Annotated in this window: 24 protein-coding genes; 19 read left to right on the top strand and 5 right to left on the bottom strand. The window is 58.9% G+C overall.

The features are described 5' to 3' along the window. The first annotated feature begins 55 nt into the window (after positions 1 to 55). From Q1B27_RS05030 to Q1B27_RS04985, 10 genes are all read left to right on the top strand, one after another. Complete coding sequence (locus Q1B27_RS05030) at positions 56 to 871, top strand: DUF2059 domain-containing protein (RefSeq protein WP_299844475.1); 816 nt, start codon at positions 56 to 58, stop codon at positions 869 to 871. Next, positions 871 to 1,698 (top strand): DUF2059 domain-containing protein, encoded by an 828-nt coding sequence (locus Q1B27_RS05025; protein ID WP_299844472.1) that lies wholly within the window; start codon positions 871 to 873, stop codon positions 1,696 to 1,698. The genes Q1B27_RS05030 and Q1B27_RS05025 overlap by 1 nt, the downstream gene beginning before the upstream one ends. Before the next feature lie 190 nt (positions 1,699 to 1,888). After that, entirely contained in the window at positions 1,889 to 2,587 is a 699-nt protein-coding gene (locus Q1B27_RS05020) for a 50S ribosomal protein L21 (RefSeq protein ID WP_299844469.1), read from the top strand. 11 nt (positions 2,588 to 2,598) lie between these two features. Continuing rightward, positions 2,599 to 2,868, top strand: coding sequence for a 50S ribosomal protein L27 (gene rpmA / locus Q1B27_RS05015; protein ID WP_299844466.1), 270 nt, complete (start codon positions 2,599 to 2,601; stop codon positions 2,866 to 2,868). An 82-nt stretch (positions 2,869 to 2,950) separates the two neighbouring features. Then, entirely contained in the window at positions 2,951 to 3,556 is a 606-nt protein-coding gene (locus tag Q1B27_RS05010; protein ID WP_299844463.1) for a LysE family translocator, read from the top strand. Beyond that, positions 3,553 to 4,095, top strand: a complete 543-nt coding sequence (locus tag Q1B27_RS05005) for a GNAT family protein (protein ID WP_299844460.1) — start codon at positions 3,553 to 3,555, stop codon at positions 4,093 to 4,095. The genes Q1B27_RS05010 and Q1B27_RS05005 overlap by 4 nt, the downstream gene beginning before the upstream one ends. Further along, positions 4,092 to 4,616 carry a GNAT family N-acetyltransferase gene (locus Q1B27_RS05000; RefSeq protein WP_299844457.1) on the top strand — a complete coding sequence of 175 codons (525 nt, stop codon included), beginning with the start codon at positions 4,092 to 4,094 and terminating at the stop codon, positions 4,614 to 4,616. Before Q1B27_RS05005 ends, Q1B27_RS05000 begins: the two co-directional genes overlap by 4 nt. 41 nt (positions 4,617 to 4,657) lie before the next feature. After that, entirely contained in the window at positions 4,658 to 5,695 is a 1,038-nt protein-coding gene (gene obgE / locus Q1B27_RS04995) for a GTPase ObgE (RefSeq protein WP_299844454.1), read from the top strand. Continuing rightward, entirely contained in the window at positions 5,683 to 6,789 is a 1,107-nt protein-coding gene (gene proB, locus Q1B27_RS04990) for a glutamate 5-kinase (protein WP_299844451.1), read from the top strand. Before obgE ends, proB begins: the two co-directional genes overlap by 13 nt. A 46-nt stretch (positions 6,790 to 6,835) precedes the next feature. Further along, positions 6,836 to 8,101, top strand: a complete 1,266-nt coding sequence (locus Q1B27_RS04985; protein WP_299844448.1) for a glutamate-5-semialdehyde dehydrogenase — start codon at positions 6,836 to 6,838, stop codon at positions 8,099 to 8,101. Here the strand turns inward: Q1B27_RS04985 and Q1B27_RS04980 are convergent. Then, positions 8,098 to 8,697: a histidine phosphotransferase family protein gene (locus tag Q1B27_RS04980; RefSeq protein ID WP_299844445.1), complete on the bottom strand. Its 600-nt coding sequence runs from the start codon at positions 8,695 to 8,697 to the stop codon at positions 8,098 to 8,100. The two genes, Q1B27_RS04985 and Q1B27_RS04980, sit on opposite strands and share 4 nt — an antisense overlap. Positions 8,698 to 8,724: 27 nt before the next feature. On the opposite strand from Q1B27_RS04980, the gene Q1B27_RS04975 reads away from it, so the two are divergent. The 4 genes from Q1B27_RS04975 to Q1B27_RS04960 all read left to right on the top strand — a co-directional run bounded on the left by Q1B27_RS04975 (position 8,725) and on the right by Q1B27_RS04960 (position 12,639). After that, entirely contained in the window at positions 8,725 to 8,928 is a 204-nt protein-coding gene (locus Q1B27_RS04975) for a DUF3553 domain-containing protein (protein ID WP_299844442.1), read from the top strand. 100 nt (positions 8,929 to 9,028) lie between these two features. Next, positions 9,029 to 9,796, top strand: a complete 768-nt coding sequence (locus Q1B27_RS04970; RefSeq protein ID WP_299844439.1) for a GNAT family N-acyltransferase — start codon at positions 9,029 to 9,031, stop codon at positions 9,794 to 9,796. Between the two features lie 32 nt (positions 9,797 to 9,828). Beyond that, positions 9,829 to 10,629 (top strand): 1-acyl-sn-glycerol-3-phosphate acyltransferase, encoded by an 801-nt coding sequence (locus tag Q1B27_RS04965; RefSeq protein WP_299844436.1) that lies wholly within the window; start codon positions 9,829 to 9,831, stop codon positions 10,627 to 10,629. Positions 10,630 to 10,899: 270 nt separating this feature from the next. Further along, positions 10,900 to 12,639 (top strand): ankyrin repeat domain-containing protein, encoded by a 1,740-nt coding sequence (locus Q1B27_RS04960; protein WP_299844433.1) that lies wholly within the window; start codon positions 10,900 to 10,902, stop codon positions 12,637 to 12,639. Positions 12,640 to 12,666: 27 nt separating this feature from the next. On the opposite strand, the gene Q1B27_RS04955 is transcribed toward Q1B27_RS04960, so the two are convergent. Beyond that, positions 12,667 to 13,842 (bottom strand): benzoate/H(+) symporter BenE family transporter, encoded by a 1,176-nt coding sequence (locus tag Q1B27_RS04955; RefSeq protein WP_299844430.1) that lies wholly within the window; start codon positions 13,840 to 13,842, stop codon positions 12,667 to 12,669. Positions 13,843 to 14,054: 212 nt separating this feature from the next. Between Q1B27_RS04955 and Q1B27_RS04950 the strand changes: the two genes are divergently transcribed. The 5 genes from Q1B27_RS04950 (at position 14,055) to Q1B27_RS04930 (ending at position 21,247) form a co-directional block, all read left to right on the top strand. Beyond that, positions 14,055 to 15,038 carry a carbon-nitrogen hydrolase family protein gene (locus Q1B27_RS04950; RefSeq protein ID WP_299844427.1) on the top strand — a complete coding sequence of 328 codons (984 nt, stop codon included), beginning with the start codon at positions 14,055 to 14,057 and terminating at the stop codon, positions 15,036 to 15,038. Positions 15,039 to 15,141: 103 nt separating this feature from the next. Next, on the top strand, positions 15,142 to 17,874 hold the full coding sequence (locus Q1B27_RS04945) for an aminotransferase class I/II-fold pyridoxal phosphate-dependent enzyme (RefSeq protein ID WP_299844424.1): 2,733 nt from the start codon (positions 15,142 to 15,144) through the stop codon (positions 17,872 to 17,874). Between the two features lie 27 nt (positions 17,875 to 17,901). Further along, positions 17,902 to 19,398, top strand: coding sequence for a biotin carboxylase (locus tag Q1B27_RS04940; RefSeq protein ID WP_299844420.1), 1,497 nt, complete (start codon positions 17,902 to 17,904; stop codon positions 19,396 to 19,398). 10 nt (positions 19,399 to 19,408) lie between these two features. After that, the gene (locus tag Q1B27_RS04935; protein WP_299844417.1) at positions 19,409 to 20,398 is read left to right on the top strand and encodes a C45 family peptidase; all 990 of its coding nucleotides are present in this window, start codon (positions 19,409 to 19,411) and stop codon (positions 20,396 to 20,398) included. 138 nt (positions 20,399 to 20,536) lie between these two features. Beyond that, positions 20,537 to 21,247: a hypothetical protein gene (locus tag Q1B27_RS04930; protein WP_299844414.1), complete on the top strand. Its 711-nt coding sequence runs from the start codon at positions 20,537 to 20,539 to the stop codon at positions 21,245 to 21,247. Positions 21,248 to 21,423: 176 nt separating this feature from the next. Here the strand turns inward: Q1B27_RS04930 and Q1B27_RS04925 are convergent, their stop codons facing one another. The 3 genes from Q1B27_RS04925 to Q1B27_RS04915 form a co-directional block, all read right to left on the bottom strand. After that, on the bottom strand, positions 21,424 to 21,738 hold the full coding sequence (locus Q1B27_RS04925) for a TraR/DksA family transcriptional regulator (protein ID WP_299844411.1): 315 nt from the start codon (positions 21,736 to 21,738) through the stop codon (positions 21,424 to 21,426). Between the two features lie 156 nt (positions 21,739 to 21,894). Next, a complete protein-coding gene (gene sucD / locus Q1B27_RS04920) occupies positions 21,895 to 22,776 on the bottom strand; it encodes a succinate--CoA ligase subunit alpha (RefSeq protein WP_299844408.1) in 882 nt (293 codons plus the stop codon). Beyond that, positions 22,776 to 23,966 (bottom strand): malate--CoA ligase subunit beta, encoded by a 1,191-nt coding sequence (locus tag Q1B27_RS04915; protein WP_299844405.1) that lies wholly within the window; start codon positions 23,964 to 23,966, stop codon positions 22,776 to 22,778. Before Q1B27_RS04915 ends, sucD begins: the two co-directional genes overlap by 1 nt. Between the last annotated feature and the right edge of the window lie 4 nt (positions 23,967 to 23,970).

Genomic DNA, 23,970 nt, shown 5'->3' with positions numbered 1-23,970 from the left:
AGACGAAGAACACAAGCATAAGGTTCTCTTTCAGATGTCAGCCTCGATTTCCCCGATGCCCAAACGAATTCTGCTGCCGTTCCTGGTGGCGCTCTTCGCGTTTTTCATGACCTCGGCGCGCGCCGCCGATCGGGAACGGTTGCAAGCCTTTCTTGAGGTTACAGGATTTGACGTGGCGCTGGATAGTATCGCGCTTTCCGCAGCGGATGCGCCCGCGATGCTTGGCATGGATGCGAGTGCGTTCGGGGCGGACTGGTCGCGAATGTCTGAAGAAGTATTCGATACCACGAAGATGCGAGAGACAGCGCTGGATATTTTATCGCAGACCCTTAGCGATGATCTGCTGACCCACGCAGCCGGATTCTATGCATCACCCCTGGGTCAGCGTTTGGTCGAAGTTGAGAATGCCGCGCATATGGATCAGGACGATGACGCGCGCGAAAGCATTGGTGGCGCCGTCGTGGAGGCAGGCGGTGAACGCGTCGCCAACCTGCGCCGGATGAATGATGCCATTGACAGTGCGGGCACGGCGGTGAAGGGCGTGCATGAAATCCAAATTCGGTTTCTGATGGCCGCGTCGAACGCCGGAGTACTGGAACGGGAAATCGACGAGGCCGCGCTGCGCGCGCTTTTGAAGCAATCCGAAGATCAGCTGCGTCAGACCCTGAAGGAATCGGGTCTGGTTTCGGCCGCCTATACCTATCGCGATCTGAGTGATGCTGACCTGGAAGCCTATGCCGAAGCACTGGAACACCCGGATATGATGCAGGTCTATGTCCTGATGAATGCCGTTCAGTACGAGATCATGGCCAATCGGTTCGAAACGCTTGCCGGTCGCATGGCGGGTCTGACACCGGGGCAGGAGCTGTGATGGCTCGTTTCTTTCGGCTGATCGGATTGGTTTTCCTGCTGGTTCCGATTGGCAGTGTCGCCTTGGCGGATCGTGAAAGCGATCTTGATCGTCTGATGGACCTTCTGGCATTCGATGAAACCATCGCAATCATGCATGAAGAGGGATTGCGCTATGGTGGGCAGCTTGCGCAGGATATGCTGCCTGATGCGGATGCAGAGAGCTGGAAATCGACGGTGACGCGCATCTATGATGAAGAAAAGATGCTGATCTTGATCAGTCGTGATTTCCGAAATGAACTTTCGGATGCAGATCTGACACCGATGCTGGACTATTTTTCAGGCGCTGACGGTCGTGAAGTGGTCGCGCTTGAACTGGACGCCCGGCGCGCCTTTCTGAACCCCGGGATAGAAGCTGAGGCGGTTGATCAATTCGAGGCGATGAAGGGTGAAAATTCGGCGCTGATCGATCAGGTGGAAGCGTTGATATCCGACAGCGATCTGGTTGAATTCAACGTCATGGGCACGCTGAACGCGAGCCTGATGTTCTATCGCGGGCTGAGCGAGGGCGGGGTTTATGACGTGCCGGAGAGTGAAATCCTGGCAGATGTCTGGTCACAAGAAGAAGAAACCCGACGCAGTTCGCGCGAATGGCTTGGCGCCTTCCTGACAAAAGCCTATCAACCGCTGGAGCCGGAAAAGCTCGAGGTTTACGCATCGTTTTACAGAACGCCCGCCGGACGCGAGTTGAACCGGGCGATTTTCGCGGCATTCGACCAGATGTACGAAGAGCTTTCCTATCTGATGGGTCTGGCTGTCGCAGAGCATATGAGCAGCGAACCTTTATAGGTTTCGGCGCGGCCAACTCTGGGCTTGACTTGTTTCCGGTTTGCCTTGATAAGCGCGCATCTCGGCAGGGGTGGTCCCTGTGCGAGGGTTTGAAATATCGCCCGAACGGGCGCGCTGTTCAAGGTGGCCAATAGGCCGAAACGCCCCGGATGCGGGGGACCGGCGGACGCGAAAAACGAAGGAAAAGCATATGTTTGCGGTCCTCAAGACCGGTGGCAAGCAATACAAGGTGTCCTCGGGTGACATGCTTCGTGTTGAGAAACTTGCAGCGGATGCCGGTGAAAAAGTTCAATTCAACGAGATTCTGATGCTGGGCGGCGACAAGCCGGTTGTCGGCGCGCCTCTGGTAGACGGTGCTGCTGTTCAGGCCGAAGTGGTCGACCAGATCAAGGGTGACAAGGTCATCCATTTCGTCAAGCGCCGCCGGAAGCACGGCAGCCAGCGCACCAAGGGCCATCGCCAGCAACTGACGCTGTTGCGGGTAACCGATATCCTTGAAAAAGGTGGCGACAAGTCGGGCGTCAAAGCCGCAATGGGTGCGGGATCGGTCTCGGCTGCCGCCGTGTCGGCCAAGCCAGCCAAAAAGGCAGAGCCCAAGAAAGCCGAAGCCAAGGCTGCACCTAAGAAAGCTGAAGCCAAGGCTGAGCCCAAGAAAGAAGCCCCAAAGAAAGCGGCCAAGGCCGACAAGGGTGCGGACGATCTGAAGCAACTCAGCGGTGTTGGTCCGGCACTTGAGAAGAAGTTGCTGGAAGCCGGCGTGACCACCTTTGCCCAGATCGCGGCATGGACGGAAGCGGATGTTGCTGCTATGGACGAGAAACTGTCGTTCAAGGGCCGGATCGAGCGTGAAGGCTGGATCGAACAGGCCAAAGAACTGGCTAAAGGCTAAGGAGAGACGAGATGGCACATAAGAAAGCAGGCGGTTCATCCCGTAACGGCCGCGACTCAGCCGGTCGCCGCCTTGGCGTGAAGCTTTATGGCGGTCAGGCCGTTATCCCCGGAAACATCATCGTGCGTCAGCGCGGTAACAAGTTCTGGCCGGGTGAAGGCGTGGGCCAAGGCAAGGATCACACGATCTTTGCAACCGTGGAAGGCGCCGTCAAATTCCACAAGGGCCTCAAGGGCCGCACCTTTATTTCGGTCCTGCCAGTGGCGGAGGCCGCTGAATAAGCCGACCTGAAAGGTAGTGACACATTTGGGGATCGGCGATACCGCCGGTCCCTTTTTTATTTGCGTGAGGGAGGCAATTGCGATGAGCGTTGCCGTGATCAGCTTACTGGCCTTCGGGGCAAGCCAGGTGGGTACACCGGGGCCTGCCAATATGGCATTGCTCGCGACCGGTGCGCGGTTCGGCTTTCGGGCGGCGTTGCCGTTCGTGGCGGGCGTGGCGCTTGGCAAGCAGCTGATCATCTGGCCCATCGGCTTTGGCCTGATGGAACTTGCACGTCAGGCGCCGGGCGTCTTTCTGGCGCTGAAGTGGATCTCGGCGGCCTACATATGCTGGCTGGCCTGGAAGGTTGCCAACATGCGGCTGGATTCGACGCGCAGCGTGGAAAAAGCGCCGGGATTTGCCGCCGGGCTGATCGTGCATCCGCTCAATCCCAAGGCCTGGGCAATGATCGTCACGGGATTTACCAATTTCGTGACACCCGGCACCCCGGCCTTGCAGGCGACTTTGATCGTGGCCATGTCATTTCTGGCCCTGCAAACCATTCTGCACCCGATCTGGACCTATAGCGGGGACCGGATCGCGCGCACGGTGGCTGGAACACCAGCCGAGCGTTATTTGATGTGGGCGCTGGCGGCGTTGACCGTTGCCTCGGTGCTGTTCGTGCTTTTCGGAGGAGAGAACAAATGAAGCTTGACACTATCGTTACTCAGCCGGTGATCGCATCCGAACGGTTTGATCTGCGCCCTTTGCTTGCGTCGGATGCGGGCCTGATCGAACTGAATGTCAGCGATGCGCGCGTGGCGATGTATACCAGTTCGATCCCGCACCCGTTACCGCCCGGCACAACCGAGGCATTGATCGCCCGTGCAACGGCCGATGACCGGGTCGAAGATTTTTGGGCAATGGACGGTCGAAAAAGCGATCGCGACGAGGTGATGGGGGTGATCAGCCTGACACGCATGGATCGCAATCAATCCGAGTTCGACTATTGGGTTGCCCCAGCCTATTGGAATACCGGCGTGGCCTCGGCAGCCGTATCCGCCTTGATTGAGGCTAACCCGCAGAAATGCAACACTTTCTTTGCCAGTGTGTTTCAGGACAACGCGGTTTCCGCGCGCGTGCTGACCAATTGCGGATTCCAGTATCTGGGTGACGCCGAAAGCTTTTCGGTTGCGCGGGGCGCCAAGGTCCCCACCTGGACCTATTCGTACCGGTTGTCACAATGACGGTCGCGACGCTCAAAACGCAGCGATTTGTGCTGCGGGAGCTGGCGACGGATGATCTTGAGGCGTTGCAACGGATCGTCGGCGATTTCGAGGTGTCAAAGTGGCTGGTACCGGTGCCACATCCCTATACCCGGGATGACGCCGAGGATTTCTTGCACAAGGTCCGCCAAGGGGGCGAGGGCAATCTATGGGCGATTGAGCATGAAGCGACGTTCGTTGGCCTGATCGGCATTGAACCGAGCCTGGGGTATTGGCTTTGCCCCTCTGTTTGGGGCCGGGGGCTTATGACCGAAGCCGTCCAGATGGTTGTGGATCGTTTTTTTGACCACTCGGATCATACTCAGATCCAGTCATGCTATTTTGAAGGCAATACCGGATCCAAACGCGTTCTGGAGAAAGTTGGCTTTGTGGATATCGGGCCGGGGACATCCTTCAGCATGGCTCGGCAAGCCGAGGTAAGCAGCCGTCGAATGCAATTGACCAGGGCACGCTGGTCCTCCTTGAGAGCAGGTGCGATTTAGAGTATCGCGTCGATGCGCCCGTGGCGCTGAAAGGCCAGAACATGAAATTTCTTGATCTTGCAAAGGTCTATATCCGGTCCGGTGCCGGCGGGGGCGGCTGCGTCAGCTTTCGCCGTGAGAAATACATCGAATACGGTGGTCCTGACGGCGGTGACGGCGGCAAAGGTGGCTCGGTCTGGATCGAAGTCGTAGACGGGCTGAACACGCTGATCGACTTTCGCTATCAGCAGCATTTCTTTGCCAAGAACGGCCAACCGGGCATGGGCAAGCAGCGGACCGGCAAGGATGGCGACGATATTGTCCTGCGCGCACCCGTGGGCACCGAGGTGCTGGACGAGGATCAGGAAACGGTGATTGCCGATCTGACCGAGGTTGGCCAGCGTGTGCAACTGGCCCGCGGTGGCAATGGTGGCTTTGGCAACCTGCATTTCAAATCCTCAACCAATCAGGCCCCGCGACGGGCCAATCCGGGGCAGGAGGGGGTCGATCGGACCATCTGGCTGCGGCTCAAGCTGATTGCCGATGTGGGCCTTCTGGGCCTGCCCAATGCTGGCAAATCGACCTTTCTGGCCGCCACCTCGAACGCGCGGCCCAAGATCGCTGACTATCCCTTTACCACGCTGCACCCCAACCTGGGTGTCGTGGGGGTTGATAATGTGGAATTTGTGGTTGCGGATATTCCCGGGCTGATCGACGGCGCCTCAGAGGGTCGCGGGTTGGGTGATTTGTTCCTGGGCCATGTTGAGCGCTGTTCTGTCCTGCTGCACCTGGTTGATGGCACGTCCGAGACCGTGGCGGAGGATTACTCGACGATCATCCACGAAATCGAGGCCTATGGCGGTGTGCTGGCTGACAAGCCGCGGGTGACGGTTCTGAACAAGGCCGATGCGCTGAACGATGAAGAGCGCACCGTGAAACAGGCGGAACTGGAAGAGGCTGTCGGTGGCCCGGTGATGGTCATGTCCGGCGTGGCGCGCGAAGGCGTGACCGAAGTCTTGCGTGCATTGCGCAGCCAGATCGACAAGGACAAGCTGCGCTACAAGACCGAAGATACGGAACCCGAGTCGTGGCAACCCTGAAAGATGCAAAACGCCTGGTGATCAAGATCGGTTCGGCCCTGCTGGTGGACCGGCAGAGCGGGGATTTGCGGGTGGAATGGCTCGAAGCGCTCGCCGCCGATGTGGCCCGGCTTCGCCAGCGAGGCACGGATGTTCTGTTGGTGTCGTCGGGCTCAATTGCGATGGGCCGCAATGCGCTTGGGTTGCCGCCCAGTGAGCTGACATTGGAACAATCGCAGGCCGCCGCCGCCGTGGGCCAGATCAAACTGGCAGGGGCCTATGACCGTGCCCTGGCCGATCACGATCTCAAGGCCGCACAGGTTCTGGTGACTTTGGAAGACAGCACAGATCGCCGACGCTATCTGAATTCGCGCGCCACGTTGGAACAGTTGCTGAAACTGGGCGTCATACCGATCGTCAATGAAAACGACACGGTGGCCACCGACGAGATACGCTATGGCGACAATGACCGGATGGCGGCGCAGATAGCGGTCACTGCGGGGGCAGACCAATTGATTCTGCTCAGCGATGTGGACGGCTTTTATTCTGCAAACCCCGCCCAGGACGCCTCCGCGCAGCGTTTCGATGTAATTGAGACAATCACCCCCGAAATCGAAGCCATGGCTGGTGATGCCGGATCGGGCCTCAGCAAAGGCGGCATGAAAACCAAACTGATGGCGGCCAAGACGGCCACCGCTGCCGGGTGCGACCTGGTGATTACCGAAGGCTCGGTCCTGCATCCGGTCAAGGCGCTGGAAGACGGAGCGGCCTGTACCTGGTTCCTGGCACAGGGTGATCCGCAACAGAAACGCAAGGCCTGGATCGCCGCGATGAAACCCCGTGGCAGTGTTACCGTGGATGCGGGCGCTACGGGGGCTCTGCGAAAGGGCAGCAGCCTTTTGCCTGCAGGGGTGACAGCGGTGAGCGGCCGTTTCACCCGTGGCGATGCCGTCGAAGTCCTTGATGAAAACGGGATCAGCCTGGGGCAGGGGCTGACCCGCTACGATGCCGGTGATGCCTTGAAGATCAAGGGGTTGCGTACGTCTGAGATTGAGCCGGTGCTGGGCTATCCTGCCCGGGGTCCGCTTATCCACCGTGATGATATGGCGTTTTGATGCCACTTGATGCTAATTTGACGTCTGAACACCAAGGATGCTGCGAATGAAAGACCTTGATAACATACCCGCCCTGATGGCCGATATTGGTGCCCGTGCCAAAGCAGCGTCTGCGCAACTTGCCACTGCCAGCGCCGATGCCAAACGCGCGGCGCTCCAGGCCGCGGCGGACGCGGTCTTGGCGCAGCGTAGCGCTATTATCGCGGCCAACGCAAAAGACCTCGATTATGGGCGCGAAAAGGGACTGTCCGACGCGATGATGGACCGCCTCATGCTGGATGAAGCGCGTATTCAGGGCATCGTTGACGGATTGCGGGCGGTCGCCGGGCAGGATGATCCGGTGGGCGAAGTTCTGGCCGAATGGGACATGGAATCCGGGTTGCATATCCGCAGGGTGCGTACGCCTTTGGGGGTAATCGGTGTGATCTATGAAAGCCGCCCGAACGTGACCGCCGATGCAGGTGCGCTCTGCTTGAAATCGGGAAATGCGGTCATTCTGCGCGGGGGGTCGGAAAGTTTCCATTCGTCTGGCGCGATCCATGCCTGTCTGGTTGCGGGTCTTGAAAAGGCGGGGTTGCCGGGGGATGCGGTTCAATTGGTCCCCACCCGGGATCGCGCGGCGGTGCAGGAGCTATTGACCATGACCGATACCGTGGACGTGATCGTGCCGCGTGGTGGCAAAGGTCTGGTCGGTCTTGTCCAGCGCGAGGCGCGGGTGCCGGTCTTTGCCCATCTTGAAGGTATCGTGCATATCTATCTGGATGCGGGCGCCGACCCGGAAAAAGCGTTGAAGGTCGTCATGAACGCCAAGACCCGTCGCACGGGGATTTGCGGCGCGGCTGAGTGTTTGTTGATCCACCAAGATATTGCTGACACGATCGGACAAGGGGTAGTTCGTGCGCTTCTTGAGGCTGGGGTTGAAGTGCGGGGTGACGAGGTTCTGCAATCAATTAAAGGCGTTACGCCTGCGTCTTCGGATGATTGGGGATGCGAGTTTCTGGACATGATCATCGCGGCAAAGGTGGTTTCATCGGTCGATGAGGCGATTGATCACATCCGTGCCTATGGCTCCAACCACACAGATTGTATCGTGACCGAAGACGACGCGACCGCTGAACGTTTCTTTGCCGGGCTGGATAGCGCCATACTGATGCGCAATGCATCGACCCAGTTTGCCGATGGTGGGGAATTCGGCATGGGGGCCGAGATCGGCATTGCAACCGGCAAGATGCATGCGCGCGGCCCTGTTGGTGCCGCTCAGCTGACCAGTTTCAAATATCTTGTGGATGGGGATGGGACGGTGCGCGTCTAAAAGCGCAGACTGACCGCGTTATCGCTGGCCGAAACGCTACAGTCTCGGCCCATTGCGTCCAGCAACACGTTCAGAAGCAGATATTGTACATCTGCGGGCGCAAGGTCATCCAATGAGGCCTTGCCCATCAGGCCGTCCCATAGTTCGGGGCGTTCCTTGATCCGATCGGAGGTGCCGGTAACCGACCATCTTTCGCCATCCGTGGTGATCTGTAGCTCTCCCCCAAACGGAAGAGATTGTTCAACACATAAAACTCCGAGGACAGCAGCTTTGGCGACCTTGCGAGGAATATCACCCTGAGGCTGCCATTGAACATTGATCCGCCCGTCCGAATAGTGATCTGAAAGGATGCGGCGCAACTCATCGCTGCCGGTTTTCTGACCGTCCGACGCCGTGCCAAAGGCCAGCCGGAACAGTTTGATCCGGGCGCTGGCATCCGCGGCAGAGCTGTTGACAAGCGATAACTCAGGGCTGTCGCTGACACCCGACATTGCCAGCAATTCCAAACCGTTAGTGACCGCCCCCACGGGGCTGATCAGATCATGACAGATACGTGAGCCTATCAGAGCAGCAACATTCGCGGTATGGTTGGTCACAGAGTTTCTCCACAAGGCAGGCGACAGATGTCAGATCTTAACGCGTTACTGGAACCCGGCATGTTGGTAGAGCACCCGGGCATGCCCGATTGGGGAATCGGACAGGTGCAATCGAACATCGCGGGTAAAATCACGGTGAACTTTCCCAATGCCGGGAAAGTCGTGATCGACGGGAGGTGCGTTGCTCTGTTGCCTGTCCTTCATCCCTCAACAGGGTTACCAGAAGATTAACACACGCTTAGGGAGAGTTCTAGTATCGCCATGGTCGAATGTTTGCCTTTGTGTCCCAGCTTTTCTAAAACCCTGACGAAACGGTTGCTCTGAAATCCAAATGCACGATCAAGCCCCTGAATTTCATGTAAAACTTGCCAGTTCTCAAGCGGAGCTAAGAGCGGCGCAGGCGCTGCGCTACAAGGTCTTTGTCGAAGAACTGGGCGGGGACGGGCCGATGGTGGATCATCAGGCGCGGCTTGAGACCGACAGATTTGATCCGTTCTTTGATCATCTTTTGCTGCTCGATGGCAAAAAAAATGACGCAGTCGTGGGTGTTTACCGGCTATTGCGGGATGATCAGGCGCGCCGCGCCGGGCAGTTTTATTCTGAGGATGAATACGATCTTAGTCGGCTCAGATCTTCCGGGCGACGGTTGATGGAGTTGGGGCGCTCCTGTCTGGATGCCGATTATCGGGGCGGGGCGGCGATGTATCATCTGTGGAACGGATTGGCGCGCTATGTTGCTGATCACGATATAGAAATCCTGTTTGGAGTCGCCAGTTTCCACGGTGTTGATCCTGCGGCATTGGCGCAACCATTGTCACTGCTTTATCACCGTCACCTTGCCCCGGAAGATCTACGCGTGAGGGCAAAACCCGCGCATTATCAAAAGCTTGACCTTCTGGCTGAGGAAGAATTGGACCGGCGTGCTGCAATGTTGCAGGTGCCCGCACTGATCAAAGCCTATCTGCGGTTAGGCGGATATGTTGGCGACGGGGCCTATGTGGACCATGCGTTCAACACGACGGATGTCTGTCTGATCATGGACACCGTGCGTCTGAATGATAAACAAAAAAGCATTTATACCAAAGAGGTTACCACGTGAACCTAACGTGGAATCCAACAGATAAACCGCGCTTGCCCAAGATCAGCCCGACGGGATGGCTACGCGTGATTGCCAGGGGGTTGATCCTGATCGTGATCCTGCTGTGCGGAGTTCTTGCCACGGCTTTGTTGAGATTGGTAGAAGCACCTGTTTTCAAAGAGAAAAGACCGATAACCCCTTATGTCACTCAATGGGTGTGCCGGGCGGCGTTTCTGGTGTTGGGAATACGCCATCAAACCCGCGGAGAGCGAATGAACAGACCGGGCGCGATTGTCGCTAACCATGCGTCATGGTTGGATATTTTCGCGCTCAACGCCCGTAAGCGCATCTATTTCGTGTCCAAGGCTGAGGTGGCGAGCTGGCCGGGGATCGGGCTTTTGGCGAAAATCACCGGGACGGTGTTCATTGCCCGTGACCCGCGGCAGGCGAAAACCCAGACCGTGCTGTTTGAAAAACGCCTGTTGGCCGGGCATAAGCTGCTGTTTTTTCCCGAGGGAACCTCGACCGACGGGTTGCGAGTTTTACCTTTTAAAACAACGCTTTTTCAGTCTTTTTTTGGACTGGATCTGCGCCATAAAATGCACATTCAACCCGTTACAGTGGTTTATCAGGCACCACAGGATCAGGATGAAAGATTTTATGGCTGGTGGGGCGATATGGAGTTTGGACCGCATCTGTTGCATGTCATGGCCGCACGCTGGCAGGGATCAGTGACGGTGATCTACCATCCCCCTGTAAAGGTTGATGAATTTTCAGACCGCAAGGCGCTGGCGGCGCATTTGGAAACGATCGTTCGCGGCGGCATGCCGGCGGGTCGTCAGATCAGCGGTTAAAACACTCGGAGAGTTTACACAGTTACAATTGTGTACGCGGATTGTGTAAACAATCGCCCGCAGGCGTGCGGTGGGGGTAAGGAATTGGCAACAAAACCCCGGTTTTTCCTTGCTGTGGACGGTTTTGGCATGGCAGGATCAAGGTGCCTGTCAGAAGGCATCCGATCCGCGGGAAGGGCCAAGCCTGTCTGAAACGATAGCAGAAAACCTCATACACCTCTTTTCAGGTCCGAGGGCGCGGATACCGGACGAATTGAAAGGAGGTCGATCATGGCGATCACCCCACTTCCCGCGAATCCAAATCTTGAGAACCTCAAAAAGCGCGCGAAGACGCTGCTGAAATCCGTGCAGGCGGGCGATGCGCAGGCTGCGCAACAAGTCGGCCCGTATTTTGGCGATCCACGCGCGATCAGCCTGCAACAGGCGCAGCTTGTGATTGCCCGAAGCCACGGGTTTTCCAGCTGGACCCGGCTGAAGCGGCACGTTGAGGGCGCGCGCGACGAAGGCGCGGATCAACTGGCCAACCGGTTTCTGGATCTGGTCACGGTTGCCTATGGGTCGGTGCCAGATTTCGGGCCGGCACGATTTGAGCAGGCGCGGGAGCTTTTGACCGAGCATCCGGAGATCGCGCAGGACAGCATCTATACCGCTGCGGCTATTGGCGATGTGGCCGGCATCGACCACTGGCTGGATCAGCAACCCGACCTGATCAACAAGAAAGGCGGATTTTTCGGTTGGGAGCCGCTGATGTACGCGGCCTATGGGCGACTGCCCGGCACATCAACCTATGCCGCCGGGCTGCGGTTGCTGGAGCGCGGAGCCGATCCCGATGCCTATTACATGTGGGGCGGGCAGTACAAGTTCACTGCTCTGACCGGCGTGTTCGGCCAGGGTGAGGGCGGGCCGGTCAATCAGCCGGAACATCCCGATTACGTGGCGTTTGCCCGGGCGATGCTGGAACGGGGTGCCAATCCGAATGACAGTCAGGCGGCCTATAATCGGTCTTTTGAGCCGGATGACACCTGTCTGGAGCTGTTGCTGGAATATGGGTTGAGTGCCAGCGACAAGAACAACTGGCTGTTGGTTGAGGATGACAAGCTGTTGCCTCATCCCAGCGATACCCTGCATTTTCAACTGATCAGCGCGATCAAACGTGGCTTTGCCGACCGGGTCAGCCTGTTGGTGGCACATGGCGTCGATCTGAACAAACCGGACGAGACCTATGATACGCGCACCAAGGGCAAGACGCCCTATCAGGCAGCGTTGCTGATGGGTGAGGGCGCGATAGCTTCGATGTTGGCCGAGGCGGGGGCAGAGCAACGCGATTTGTCGCCCGAGGAAGCGTTTCAGGTGGCCTGCATGGCCGGTGATCTGACCGAGGCGCAGGCGATATTGAAACGGTCTGGTGATGATCTGCCCGGTCTGCGCCGGACGGATATGCTGCGCGATGCGGCGCGACGTGGCAATCGCGAGGCGCTGGAAGTGATGATCGCGCTTGGCTTTGATCTGAACGGTCTTAGCGGCAATTCGGCGCTGCACGAGGCAGTGATGAGCGAAGATGTCGGTATTGCGGAGCTGTTGCTGGAGGCGGGTGCGGATCCGACGCTGCGCGACCTGAACTACTATGCGACGCCAATGGGCTATGCGCTGCATATGGAGGACGCGGCGATGATCGCGCTCTTGGACCGCTGCCGGATGGATATCTTTACCGCTGCGGCGCGGGGCAACCTTGATCAGATCCGGGCGCGGCTGGTCGAGGACCCCACGCGCCTTGATCAGCGCTTTGCCGATATCTGTCCGGGCGATGTGGTGCCGGAAAATGGCTGGACCACGCCGCTGGTCTTTGCCGTGGCCAGTGACCATCCCGAGGCGGTGCGGCTGTTGCTGGAGGCGGGTGCCGATATGACGGTGACGGATGGCAAGGGCGGCACGGTCTGGTCGGTTGCCGAGGCGCAGGCGGGGGACGGGGTGCGGGCGGTGCTGGCAGAATTTCAGAGCCGGGAGGTGTGAATTTGCCAGCGCTTCCGGCTCAGGTGGTCAGGTGGTCTGGCGATCCTTGACCAGCTGCACGATCCCACCTGCGATCAGCCCCCAGACCGCGCCACCCAGCCCGAAGACGGTGATGCCCGAGGCGGTGATCAGAAAGGTGATCGCCGCAGCTTCGCGATAACCGGCATCATCAAGGGCGGCTTGTGCGCTGTTGGCAAAGACCCCCAGCAGCGCGATGCCCGCCAGTGTGCCCAGCACCAGCGGCGGGGCGGCGGCGGCAAAGGCGGTGATGATCGCGGCAAAGATGCCCAGCAGGCAGTAAAACAGGCCCGCCATGGCAGCGGACCAGTAGCGTTGCGCCGGGTTGGGATGGCTTTCGTCATTCGAGCACATGGCGGCGGTGATTGCGGCCAGGCAGGTGGCAGGCGCGCCGATCAGGGATGACATCATGCTGGCGGCGCCCACGGTCGACAGCAGCGGGCCGGCACTGGGCGTGTAGCCATAGCTTTTCATCACCGCGATGCCGGGGATGTTCTGCGTGGCCATGGTGACGATGAAAAGCGGCAGGGCGATGCCCAGGGTGGCCTCGACCGAGAAAGTGGGCCAGGTGATGTGCAGTTGGGTGAAGGGGGTATTGGGCAGTGGCACGGAAAAATCCGAAACATAGAGTACCACGAAGGCCGCCATCAGCACGGCGGCGGGGACGGCGACAAGCCGGTTGATCCGGCCCATGATGAACCATGTCAGGACAATGGGCAGGGTGGTCCACGGCGTGGCCGCGACCGCCTGAAACGGCACGATACAGATCGAAAAAAGCACGCCCGACAGCATCGCCTGTGCCAAAGGTGCGGGAATAGACGCCGCAAGCCGCCCCAGCGGGCGGAAAAGCCCGGCCACCAGTGTCAGCAGCCCGGCAATCAGAAACGCGCCCACGGCCCCGTCGAACCCGCCGGGCGGGGCCGCGCTGATGGCCAGAAGGGCCGCGCCCGGTGTGGACCAGGCCACGCTGACCGGCTGTTTCGTCCAGAGGCTGAGCAGAATGCCCGCGATCCCCATCGACAGCGAGGCCGCCATCAGCCCCGAGGCCGCCTGCATATGGTCGGCACCCATCGCATCAAGCCCGTGTAGCACGATCGGGAAAGAACTGAAAAAGCCGACGATGGCCACGACAAAGCCGGTTGAAACTGTCTGCGCGGGCGGTAGCCCGGATGCCGTATCGGTCATTATTGCTGTCCTTGCCTGTGGGGTGCAGGTGAAAACCGCGGCGGCCTTTATGTCAATGGTGAAGTTCGTGAATACTGCGTGCGCGATGACGTGGCGTAAAGGGCTGCAAAACTCTCGAAAATGATTTCGCGGCGGCTGTGGACTGTCCTTGACGGGTATGTAACACTCGGGGTCCACTGAACGCCGCGAGCGGCATTTGAAGGACATGAGACGTGACACCTTTTGCGATTGCAGGCATCCAGATGCATGTTGCCGCCGCCCACCCGAATGTGGATGCGTTACGACACAAGATTGACCTGGCGATGGCCCGGTTTCCCTGGACACAGATGGTGCTGTTCAGCGAGTTGGCGGCTTATGGGCCGCTATCGAAATTCGCCCAGCCGTTGGAGAACGATACCATTCGGTTGTTCCAGGAAGACGCCAAGCGGCACAAGATCTGGCTGATCCCCGGCTCGATGTTCGAAAAAACACCTGATGGGCGGATTTTCAACACCTCGGTGGTGATCAACCCCGAAGGTGAAATCGTGAGCACTTACCGCAAGATGTTCCCGTTCCGGCCCTATGAGGCGGGCATATCGGCGGGGTCGGATTTCTGCATCTTCGACGTGCCGCAGGTGGGCCGGTTCGGCCTGTCGATCTGCTATGATATCTGGTTCCCAGAAACCACGCGCCACCTGACGGCGCAGGGGGTCGAGGTTCTGTTGCATCCGGTGCTGACCGGCACCACCGACCGCGACGCCGAGCTGGCGATTGCGCGCGCGACGGCGGCGCAGTTCCAGTGCTACGTCTTTGACGTGAACGGGCTGGGATCGGGCGGCGTGGGCAAATCCTGCGTTGTCGATCCGTCGGCGCAGGTTCTGCACCAGGCGGCGGGGCAGGAGGATATCTTTCCCATCGAGATCGACCTGGATCAGGTGCGCCGCCAGCGCAATACCGGCATGAAGGGCCTGGGTCAGGTTCTCAAAAGCTTCCGCGACCGCGAGGTCGAGTTTCCGGTCTATGACCGTGCCAGCGGGGCGGATGCATTCTTGCAGACGCTGGGGCCGCTGGAGATGCCCAAGCAGTGGGACAGGGGTGCCCCGCTGCTGTTGACGGATCCGCGGATTGAAACGCCCGCGGCGCCGCAACCCCCGGCCAATGACGATGCCGGACAAGCCCAGCAAATCCCGACGGCGGATAAATTCGCCAACGGGTAGGGGTGCATGAAACATGCTCCCCTTGCGACGATTGTGACGATTGGGCACCGGGGAGGGTGCCCGTTGATCGCGATTGGAAAAGCGAACGGGAGGACCATGTTTCATGAAGACGATGAGCAATTATTTTAGTGCTATTCAACTTAGATCCGATAGCTGGAGCGCATTGAATGAAGCGGCAGGCGCATTGGCGCGGTCGCCGGATGAAAAAACCGTCAACAAAGTATCGCCCCGGATCGAAGCCCTGTTTCAGCAGCTTGCCACGATCGAGTGCTACTGGGCTTTTCCGGGCATCAGCGCATTCGACCATCTGCGCCGCAATTTTGAACACCGCAATTACGAGGATCTGGCCTATAACGTGCGCCGGATCACGCGGGCGCTGATTTCGGGCGCATATCGGCGCCGGTCGATTCCGCTGGGTCGTGACGAGGCCGACACCGAAGAGTTGGAAGACGAGGCGCTGCTATCGCCCGAGGCGCGGGCGATGACCAAGCCCTATTTCGAGGTGCTGGTCGTCGACGACCTGAGCGAGCATCAGGAGCGCTGGCTGCGCAATTCATTGCAGAGCATGCACAGGACCGAGGACCAGTTCCATTATGAACCGGTGATCGTGTCCAGTTTCGAGGATGCGCTGATTGGCATCCTCTTTAATCACAACATTCAGGCGGTGGTCATCCGCCCCGGTCTGACGCTGCGGTCGCGCAACGAAATCTCGGTTCTGCAACGCTATCTGACGCTGATGGATATCGAGGAAGACATCGACGAGATGCGCCCCGAGGATTACGGGCCCAAGCTGACTCGTCTGATTGCCAAGGTTCGCCCCGAGCTGGACAGCTACCTGATCACCGACCGGTCGGTCGAATCCATCGCGGGGCTTGATCTGGGCCGCTGCCGACGGGTGTTCTATAATCAGGAAGATTTCCAGGAACTGCACCTGAATATCCTGCGTGGCGTGCTGACCCGGTTCAAGACGCCGTTCTTTACCGCGCTCAAGGATTATTCAAAACAGCCCACCGGCGTGTTCCATGCGATGCCGATCAGCCGGGGCAAATCCATCAGCCGTAGCCACTGGATTCAGGATATGGGCGCATTTTACGGGCCCAACATCTTCCTTGCCGAAACCTCGGCCACCAGTGGCGGGCTGGACAGCCTGCTGGAACCGGTCGGGCCGATCAAGAAAGCGCAGGAAAACGCGTCGCGGGCGTTCGGATCGAAACAGACGTTTTTTGCCACCAACGGCACCTCGACCTGCAACAAGATCGTGGTGCAGGCGCTGATCAAGCCCGGCGACATCGTGCTGGTCGACCGTGACTGCCATAAGTCGCACCATTACGGCATGGTGCTGGCAGGGGCCAACGTGGTCTATCTGGATAGCTACCCGCTGAACCAGTATTCGATGTATGGCGCGGTGCCGGTGCATGAGATCAAGAAACAGTTGCTGGAGCTGAAAGCCGCCGGGAAACTGGACCGGGTGCGGATGCTGCTGCTGACCAACTGCACCTTTGACGGGATGGTCTATGACGTGCGCCGGGTCATGGAGGAGTGTCTGGCGATCAAGAAAGATCTGGTGTTCCTCTGGGACGAGGCGTGGTTTGCCTTTGCCCGGTTCAACCCGATCTATCGCCAGCGGACGGCGATGGCGACGGCGGAATATCTGCGCGAATGCCTGCGGACCACACAGGCAGCCACGGCCTATGAAGCGCAGCAGGAGGCGCTTAAGGACGCGGATATGGAGGCGCTTCTGGCGACGCGGTTGTTGCCGCCACCCGACGCGCGGGTCCGGGCCTATGCCACGCAGTCGACGCACAAGACACTGACTTCGCTTCGGCAGGGGTCGATGATCCATGTGCATGACCAGGACTTCAAGGGAGAGGTCGAACAGAGCTTCCACGAAGCCTATATGACCCACACGTCGACCTCGCCCAATTACCAGATCATCGCCTCGCTTGATGTCGGGCGGCGTCAGGTTGAACTGGAGGGGTACGAGTTTGTCCAGCGCCAGATCGAGGCGGCGATTTCGATGCGGCGGGCGATTGCCACGCATCCGCTGCTAAAGAAGTATTTCAAGGTGCTGACAGCGTCGGACATGATCCCCGAGCAGCACCGCGAGAGCGGGATCAAATCCTATCACGAGCCGGAACAGGGCTGGGATGACATCTGGGACAGCTGGGCACGAGACGAATTCGTGCTGGACGCCAGCCGGGTGACATTGTCGGTGGGCGGCACCGGTTGGGATGGCGATACGTTCAAGACCAAGATCCTGATGGAGAAATTCGGCATTCAGATCAACAAGACCTCGCGCAATACGGTCTTGTTCATGACCAATATCGGCACCACGCGAAGTTCGGTCGCTTATCTGATCGAGGTGCTGGTGCAGATCGCGCAGGAACTGGATGATCTGCAGGACGATGCCTCGCAGATGGAACAGCGGGCATTTGACACGCGGGTGAAAAGCCTGATGGAAGACCTGCCGCCGCTGCCGGATTTCAGCCGCTTTCATGATGCGTTCCGCACCGATCAGCAGACGCCCGAGGGCGATATCCGTACCGCGTTTTTCATGAGTTATGACGAAAGCAATTGCGATTACGTCGATTTACAGACCGCCAAGACCAAGGAAGGGGCCGAGATGGTCTCGGCCTCGTTCATCATCCCCTATCCGCCGGGCTTTCCAATCCTGGTGCCGGGGCAGGTGATCTCGGATGAAATCCTGGATTTCATGCGGGCGCTGGATGTGAACGAAATTCATGGCTACCGGCCTGATCTGGGCTTGCGCATCTTCTCGTCCGAGGCGCTTGCGCGTCAGATGGGACAGGGTGCTGCCAGCCGGGCCGCAGAATAAACGATAAACAGGGAGGGACCAGAAAACATGGCCAAGAAAACCTCGACCAAACCCAAAGCAAAAGCAAAACCGAAACCGCGCAAGGTGTTGCAGAACATCTCGGAAATCCGGCGGTATTTTCACCGCAGCGAAGATCCGATCTATTTCGTGTCGGCGACCAATTTCAACCTGTTGGGGTTGGATGAATGGGCCAAGAATTTCAAGTTTATCAGTTATATAGATTGTTATGACGGTCAGCACCCCAACGTGTTCTGCCCGTCCGAGGCACCGCATGCGGAGTTCCAGTCGATTGAGGATATCAACAATTACCTCTTGCAGCACAAAGAGGTGATTGACCTGATCAAACGCCGTGGCGGCAAGCCCAATTTCGTCTTCCTGATGTTCGACGAGGAGACCGAGCGGCTGGTCAAGGAACTGGGCGGCAAGGTCTGGTTCCCCAAGGCGAAGCTGCGCACGCGGATGGACAACAAGATCGAAACCGTGCGGATCGGCAACAAGGCGGGTGTGCCCTCGGTTCCCAATACGCTGAGTGTGGTCAAGGATTACGCGGATCTGCGCAAGACCTGCGACAAGGCGGGCATCGGTCACGACCTAGTGTTGCAATCGGCCTTTGGTGACAGCGGCCACACCACGTTTTTCATCAAGTCCGAGGCCGATTTCCGCCGCCACGAGCACGAGATCGTTGGCGAGGGCGAGATCAAGATCATGAAGCGGATTGATTGCCGGGGCTCGGCGATCGAGGCCTGCGCCACCGAGCAGGGCACCATCGTGGGTCCGCTGATGACCGAACTGGTGGGTTTCAAGGAGCTGACGCCCTATCGCGGCGGTTGGTGCGGCAATGAAATCTTTGCGACCGCGTTTTCGCCCAAGGTGCGTGAAAAGGCCCGCGATCTGACCTTCAAGTTCGGTGAACAGCTGCGCAAGGAAGGCTATCGTGGCTATTTCGAGCTGGATTTCCTGATCGACAAGAAGACCGGCGATCTCTGGCTGGGTGAGCTGAACCCGCGCATCACCGGGGCCTCGTCGATGACCAACCATGCGGCCTTTGCCCATGCGGATGCGCCGCTCTTTCTGTTCCACCTGCTGGAATTCTGTTCCAAAAAATTCAAGCTGGACGTGGATGAGCTGAACGCGCGTTGGGCCGATCCGGACATGATCGACAACTGGTCGCAGATGGTGATCAAGCATACCGATGACAGCGTCGATGTGATCACCAAGGCACCGCCTACCGGCATCTACACGATGAAGGAAGATGGCCGGGTGGAGTTCAACCGGTTCGATTATCACCGCCGTGCGGTCGAGAATGAGAACGAGGCGTTCTTCCTGCGCATCCAGAAACCCGGTGATTTCCGTTATGAGGGCGCCGATCTGGGCATTCTGGTGACGCGCGGGCGCTCGATGACCCCAGGTTTCAAGCTGAACGAGCGCGCCAAACGGTGGATTCACGGGATCAAGTCGGCGTTCGAGGCGCGGCCCCTGCCGACGGCGCAGGAGCTGTCGGACAACCACCACAAGATCCTCTGAGCCATCTGATATGGACGTTCTCTGGCGTGCCATATCCGAAGATCAACCCGGCCCTAAATGGGCCGGGCTTTTTGCTGAATATTGGCCGGATTATCACCGCTGGTGGTCCCGCGAGGGCGATAATGCCCGCCCGAAATATCTGGAATGCCGCCGGGCACTGGAAAAGCACATGCCCGAGATCGTGCCGCTATACGATGAGCTGTGCGAGCTGGTCGGCGGTGGCGATCAGCAGGCGCGGTTTCTGAGCTTTTACTGCCCGCCCCCGTATCTTTCGGGCTGTTCCCAGGCGATCTGGCCCGGCAAGCAGCCGGTCATGGTGCGGAACTATGACTATGATCCGCATGCCTTTGACAGCCTGATCCTGCGCACGAAATGGCAGGGGCGCGGGGTGATGGGCACCTCTGACGGTCTTTGGGGGCTGGTGGATGGCACCAATGATGCCGGGCTGGCGATCTCATTGACATTTGGCGGGCGGCGCGTGGTCGGCGAAGGCTTTGGCGTACCGCTGATCCTGCGCTATGTGCTGCAGACCTGCAAAACCGCCGAAGAGGCCGGCGAGGTGCTGGCGCGGGTGCCCACGCATATGAGCTATAACGTGACCGTGCTGGATGCCAAACGGCGTTATCTGACAGCGATGATGGCCCCCGATCGCCCTGCGGTGATCACCCATGCGGCGGTGGCCACGAACCATCAGGAAAACGTCGAATGGGTCAGCCACGCGCGGTTCACCGCCACGGTCGAGCGTGAACGTTACTTGCTGCAACGCCTGACCTTGCACCGCGAGACCGAAGAGAAGTTTATCAACGCCTTCCTGAAGCCACCGCTTTATTCAACGGCGTTCTCGGTCGGGTTCGGCACGCTCTACACAGCCGTCTATCGACCGCGCAAACGCGAGATGACAGTCCACTGGCCCGGGGCCGCGTGGGATTTCACCCTGAAGGATTTCGAGGAGGGTAGCCGGGTCATCGCGGTGCCCGAAAACACACCGATTGGTGTTTGACGCACAGCAGTCAAAACCCCATCAAATTTCCGGGTGCCATTCTTCAACTTAAAGACGTTTTCCCCGACGCGGACACGGCTTGATTATTGGATTGGCCTTGGTAATAGTGTTCAAAATTACAAGTTGGGGGACTTTTAATTGTTTATTCGCTCGTTAACGCTTTTTGGCGTATTGGCCAGTTTTCTGATAGTCGCGGAAACGGCCCATGCCACCACGATCACACTGGATGCGACAAGGCTTGGCTATACCAGCCGCGGGGGTATTAATCAGGCGCGTGCGGTGCCGATCACCGGGACCTTTCGAACCTATGGTGATGTCTTTAAATCGCATTACATATTCGATCTGGCGCAGATCAAGGGCAGGTCTGTTACGGTAGATTCTGTCACATTGCAGCTGGGTGTTCACTCATTTATCAGTGCGCAAAACGAAACGCTAAGTGTCGAAGGATATTCCGGCGATCTGACCGTGCTGAAGACCGACAACTTTAAAAGTCCGACATTTTCGACCAACCGCACCATCTATCCGAATTTCGGACCAGTTTCGCTGGGATCCAGGCTGCTGGATGCCAATACGAAAGCCGGCGATCTTCTTTCGATTGCATTCAATGCCGAGGGGTTGAGCGCTTTACAGACAAATGTCGATGGATCAGGCGGTAGTGAAGTTGCCTTTGGTACAAGTTTCGGTATTCCCGTCTGGGCGCCTCAAAATCGTTATCTGGGCACCACGACCGCCCGGCTTGTCATCGACTATTCCGACAAGACACCTACGCCCGCTGCGGTTCCATTGCCGGCGAGTGGGGTGCTTCTTTTCGCAGGCTTGTTTGCCCTTTTCAGGATTAGGCGGGGCTGAGCAAGCATCCGCAGTGTCGTGCAAACGGACCGCGCGCATGAACGCGAGATGACGGTCCATTGGTCCGGGGTGGCGTGGGATTTCACCTTGAAGGATTTCGAGGAGGGTAGCCGGGTCATCGCGGTGCCCGACAACGCGCCTATCGGGGTCTAGCGGCTGAAGAAGTGGGCACCGGATCAGAGGGCACAGCTTTTGCAGAAAGGGGTGTCGGGCAGCAACTCCAGCCGTGCCGCCGAAATCTGTTCGCCGCATTGCTGGCAATCGCCATATGTGCCGTCGGCGACCCGCGTCAGCGCGGCATCGACCCGCCGGAGCTCGGCCAGTTCGGCCATGCCAAGCGATTCAAGCACCTCGTCGCCCTGCCGCTCTGATGAGCGATCCTCCCAATCCTTGCTGGGGGTTTCATCCAGACTGTTTTCGACCTTGGTCAGGTCGGCGGTCAACTTGTTGCGACGTTTTTGCAAAACCGTCTTCTGTCTCTCCAAATCCATTGGGGTCCTCCACATTCTATCAATCCCTACGCTAGCGCATGCGGCGGCGCCGGGCTTTGATACGGGTCAAACGATTTTGGGGAGGGTGCGGGCCCGGTAAAGACCGGAAAAAAGGTGACGCGGCCCCGGGGAGGGTCAGGGCCGCGTCGGGGTCGGTCAGGCGATCATCTTTTCCACGACCTCACCAAATGAGGACGGGGTGGGGACGATGGTAACGCCTGCCTCTTTCAGGATCTCGACCTTTTCCTGTGCAGATTCGCCGAAGGCCGAGACGATGGCTCCGGCATGGCCCATGCGACGGCCCTTGGGCGCCGAGAGGCCCGCGATATAGGCCGCAACGGGCTTTTTCATGTGGTCGCGGATATATTCGGCCGCTTCCGCTTCTTGCGGGCCGCCGATTTCGCCGACCAGCACCACGGCATCGGTATCCGGGTCATTCTCGAACAGCTCCAGAATATCGCGGAACGACGAGCCGTTGATCGGATCGCCGCCGATGCCAATGGAGGAGCTGACGCCGATGCCCTTATCTTTCATCTGGCTGGCGGCCTCGTATCCCAGCGTGCCTGAGCGACCAATGATGCCGATGCGACCGGGCTGATAGATATGCGGCGGCATGAGGCCGGCAAAGGCCTGTCCGGGCGTGATGATGCCCGCGCAGTTGGGGCCGATGAGGCGCATCCGGTTTTCCGACTTGTAGCGGCGCATGTAGCGTTTGACGCGGATCATGTCCTGCGCCGGGATGCCGTCGGCGATGCAGACGCAGGTCTTGATGCCTGCATCAGCCGCTTCCATGATCGCGTCAGCGGCAAAGGGCGGTGGGACAAAGCAGATCGCCAGCGTTGCGCCGGTTTCCGCAACCGCGCCTTTGACGGTGTTGAACACGGGCAGGCCGTGATGGGTGGTGCCGCCCTTGCCGGGTGTCACGCCGCCCACGACATTGGTGCCGTGGTTGATCATGTCCTGCGCATGGAAGCTGCCGATGCGGCCGGTGATACCCATCACCAGAACCTTGGTTTCCTTGTCGATCAGAATGGCCATCACGCGGTCTCCATTTCTTTGGCTTCGGCTGTTTTCCACTGGGAAACCACCTTTTCGGCGGCTTCGGCCAGGGTGTTTGCGGTGGTGATGCTGAGCCCGCTTTCGTTGAGGATTTTCTGACCCTCTTCGACATTGGTGCCACTGAGGCGCACCACCAGCGGCATTTTCAGATTGAGTTCCTGCACGGCGCGCACGACACCCTCGGCGATCCAGTCGCAGCGGTTGATGCCGGCGAAGATGTTCACCAGGATCGCCTCGACATTGGGGTCATTGAGGACGGCCTTGAAGGACATCAAAACGCGTTCGGGGCTGGCGCCGCCGCCCACATCAAGGAAGTTCGCAGGCTCGCCACCGGCCATCTTGATCATGTCGAGCGTGGCCATCGCGAGGCCCGCGCCGTTGACGATGCAGCCGATCTTGCCTTCGAGGCCGATATAGTTGAGGCCACGGTCATTGGCGTAGGTTTCGCGTTGATCTTCCTGGCTCTTGTCGCGCAGTTCGGAAATCTCGGGGCGGCGGAAAAGCGCGTTTTCGTCAAAGCTGAGCTTGGCGTCCAGCGCTACGATCTCGCCGCTGCCGGTGACGACCATCGGGTTCACCTCGACCATGGTGGCGTCAAGTTCGTCCATGGCGCGGTAGCAGCCGGTGATGGCCTTGACCGCCTGTGGAATGAGTGCTGCATCAAGGCCGAGCGAAAAGGCGATTTCGCGGGCCTGGAAGGCTTGCATGCCAACGGCCGGATCAACCACCGAACGGATGATGGAATCGGGTTCATTGGCCGAGATATCCTCGATCTCCATGCCGCCTTGGGCTGAGGCTACGACAACCACACGCTCTTCGGTGCGATCCATGACAAAGCCCAGGTAAAGCTCCTGCGCGATATCGGTGGCCTCTTCGACATAAAGCCGGTTGACCAGCTTGCCCTGAGGACCGGTCTGATGTGTCACCAGCTTGCGGCCCAGCATCCAACTTGCGGCATCGGCAATCTCGTCATCCGACGAGCAGACACGCACGCCGCCCGCCTTGCCGCGTGCGCCCGAGTGGATCTGCGCCTTGACCACGCATTTGTCGCCCGAAAGCTCTTGCGCGCGGTAAACCGCCTGTTCGGGGCTATAGGCAATGCCCCCGCGCGGCACGTTCACGCCGAACTTCGTCAGAAGCTCCTTGGCCTGATATTCATGGATATCCATTTTC

Source organism: uncultured Roseovarius sp. (assembly GCF_947489715.1).
Lineage (GTDB): Bacteria > Pseudomonadota > Alphaproteobacteria > Rhodobacterales > Rhodobacteraceae > Roseovarius.
This window is presented reverse-complemented; position numbering and strand designations above follow the sequence as displayed.

Bases quoted from the DNA above. Each gene is read 5' to 3' on its own strand.
- Q1B27_RS05030 (WP_299844475.1), top strand. From the start codon at position 56: ATGCCCAAACGAATTCTGCTGCCGTTCCTGGTGGCGCTCTTCGCGTTT.
- Q1B27_RS05025 (WP_299844472.1), top strand. From the start codon at position 871: ATGGCTCGTTTCTTTCGGCTGATCGGATTGGTTTTCCTGCTGGTTCCG.
- Q1B27_RS05020 (WP_299844469.1), top strand. From the start codon at position 1,889: ATGTTTGCGGTCCTCAAGACCGGTGGCAAGCAATACAAGGTGTCCTCG.
- rpmA (WP_299844466.1), top strand. From the start codon at position 2,599: ATGGCACATAAGAAAGCAGGCGGTTCATCCCGTAACGGCCGCGACTCA.
- Q1B27_RS05010 (WP_299844463.1), top strand. From the start codon at position 2,951: ATGAGCGTTGCCGTGATCAGCTTACTGGCCTTCGGGGCAAGCCAGGTG.
- Q1B27_RS05005 (WP_299844460.1), top strand. From the start codon at position 3,553: ATGAAGCTTGACACTATCGTTACTCAGCCGGTGATCGCATCCGAACGG.
- Q1B27_RS05000 (WP_299844457.1), top strand. From the start codon at position 4,092: ATGACGGTCGCGACGCTCAAAACGCAGCGATTTGTGCTGCGGGAGCTG.
- obgE (WP_299844454.1), top strand. From the start codon at position 4,658: ATGAAATTTCTTGATCTTGCAAAGGTCTATATCCGGTCCGGTGCCGGC.
- Q1B27_RS04985 (WP_299844448.1), top strand. From the start codon at position 6,836: ATGAAAGACCTTGATAACATACCCGCCCTGATGGCCGATATTGGTGCC.
- Q1B27_RS04975 (WP_299844442.1), top strand. From the start codon at position 8,725: ATGTCAGATCTTAACGCGTTACTGGAACCCGGCATGTTGGTAGAGCAC.
- Q1B27_RS04970 (WP_299844439.1), top strand. From the start codon at position 9,029: ATGCACGATCAAGCCCCTGAATTTCATGTAAAACTTGCCAGTTCTCAA.
- Q1B27_RS04960 (WP_299844433.1), top strand. From the start codon at position 10,900: ATGGCGATCACCCCACTTCCCGCGAATCCAAATCTTGAGAACCTCAAA.
- Q1B27_RS04955 (WP_299844430.1), bottom strand. From the start codon at position 13,842: ATGACCGATACGGCATCCGGGCTACCGCCCGCGCAGACAGTTTCAACC.
- Q1B27_RS04945 (WP_299844424.1), top strand. From the start codon at position 15,142: ATGAAGACGATGAGCAATTATTTTAGTGCTATTCAACTTAGATCCGAT.
- Q1B27_RS04940 (WP_299844420.1), top strand. From the start codon at position 17,902: ATGGCCAAGAAAACCTCGACCAAACCCAAAGCAAAAGCAAAACCGAAA.
- Q1B27_RS04935 (WP_299844417.1), top strand. From the start codon at position 19,409: ATGGACGTTCTCTGGCGTGCCATATCCGAAGATCAACCCGGCCCTAAA.
- Q1B27_RS04925 (WP_299844411.1), bottom strand. From the start codon at position 21,738: ATGGATTTGGAGAGACAGAAGACGGTTTTGCAAAAACGTCGCAACAAG.
- sucD (WP_299844408.1), bottom strand. From the start codon at position 22,776: ATGGCCATTCTGATCGACAAGGAAACCAAGGTTCTGGTGATGGGTATC.
- Q1B27_RS04915 (WP_299844405.1), bottom strand. From the start codon at position 23,966: ATGGATATCCATGAATATCAGGCCAAGGAGCTTCTGACGAAGTTCGGC.